We start from the raw sequence: 1,363 nt of genomic DNA on the forward strand, positions 1-1,363 counted from the left end.
TGAACCGCCCCAGGTTCTCCGCCGCTCCTATGTGGGTTGAAGCTCTCGTTTGAGAGCGGCGTAGTAACTCTGCTCGAACTCGATGGGTGGGACGTACCCAAGGCTCGAGTGGAGCCGTTCATTGTTGTACCACTCGACCCACGCCGCGGTCGCGTACTCGACGTCCGAGATCGTCTGGTACGGCCCGTCGTGGAAGATCGAAGAGCGGATGCACTCGGCCTTGTACAGCCCGTTGATCGTCTCCATGAGCGCGTTATCGTAGGCGTCGCCGACGCTGCCGATCGACGGCTCGATCCCCTCGAGGGCGAGACGTTCAGTGAACGCTACAGATGTATATTGGCTGCCTGCGTCCGAATGGCTGACCAGTGACTTCGGCTCGATCGGATGCCCCTCGCGGTCGCGTTGCCACAGTGCCATCCGCAGTGGCGTCATCACCAGGTCGGTGGCCATATTGGTGGCCGCGTTCCAGGCGACGATGCGCTGGGCGAACACGTCCACGATGAATGCCACGTAGGTGAAGCCGGCCCAGGTCCGCACGTACGTGAAATCCGCGACCCAAAGGCGATCGGGCCGGTCCGAGGTGAAGTCGCGGTCGACCAGATCCGGAGCCCGAACACCGTCGGAATTGGCGACGGTCGTGTACACCTTCTTGGACCTGACCACCCCGGATAACCCCAGCGTTCGCATTGCACGATCCACGGCGCCCGGGCTGGCTGTGGGCAGACTGTCCCGGCGGATGGCGGCGAGCATCTTGCGGCGCCCGTACAGGCCCGCTGGCTGCATCTTCCGCCGCCCTCGGCTATCGGGCTGCCACACCAGCGTGCGGATCGCGTCCTCGACTTCCGCGTCGCTGACGGTCCTGGCCGCCACCACTCGGCGCGGCGAGGTCCACTCGCGATAGGTCCGTGCGGCGACCTGCAGACCTGCTTTGCGCAGGCCCCGGCAGATCGACTCGACCGCATGTCCCTCCGAGTGCATCTGATCGATGAACTCGCAGATCACCGGTTGCGGGGGTCGAGCTCCCCCGCGAAGAAAATCGAGGCCCGACGCATGATCTCCAGGTCCTCGGTCAGCCGCCGGTTCTCGGCCTTCAGGCGCTTGATCTCGGCGCTCTCCTCAGTGCTGACTCCGGGCCGGGTGCCGGCGTCGATGTCGGCCTGCACCGCCCACCGCCGCACCGTCTCCTTACCAAGTCCCAGCCGGCGACCCACCTGGTCACAACAGGCCGTCAGTGACGAGTACTCACCCCGATGCTCGGACACCATCCGCAGCGCCCGCTCCTTGACCGCGGGATCGATCTTCTTCGGCATACAGCCATCCTCCTCGACTCAAAAGGAGGCGGCGGGAAACCTGGGGCGGTTCA

At 65.2% G+C, this 1,363-nt stretch carries 1 protein-coding gene; it reads right to left on the bottom strand.

Going from position 1 to position 1,363, the window contains the following annotated elements:
- Positions 1 to 27 precede the first annotated feature (27 nt).
- Positions 28 to 1,310, bottom strand: a protein-coding gene (locus K3888_RS17485) for an IS3 family transposase (protein ID WP_230931554.1) whose coding sequence is annotated in 2 segments (ribosomal slippage) — positions 28 to 1,037 and positions 1,037 to 1,310 — 1,284 coding nt in all. Because the reading frame shifts where the segments join, the coding sequence is not laid out codon by codon here.
- Positions 1,311 to 1,363 lie beyond the last annotated feature (53 nt).

This window comes from Dietzia aurantiaca, from assembly GCF_021033825.1.
GTDB classification, from domain to species: Bacteria; Actinomycetota; Actinomycetes; order Mycobacteriales; family Mycobacteriaceae; genus Dietzia; species Dietzia aurantiaca.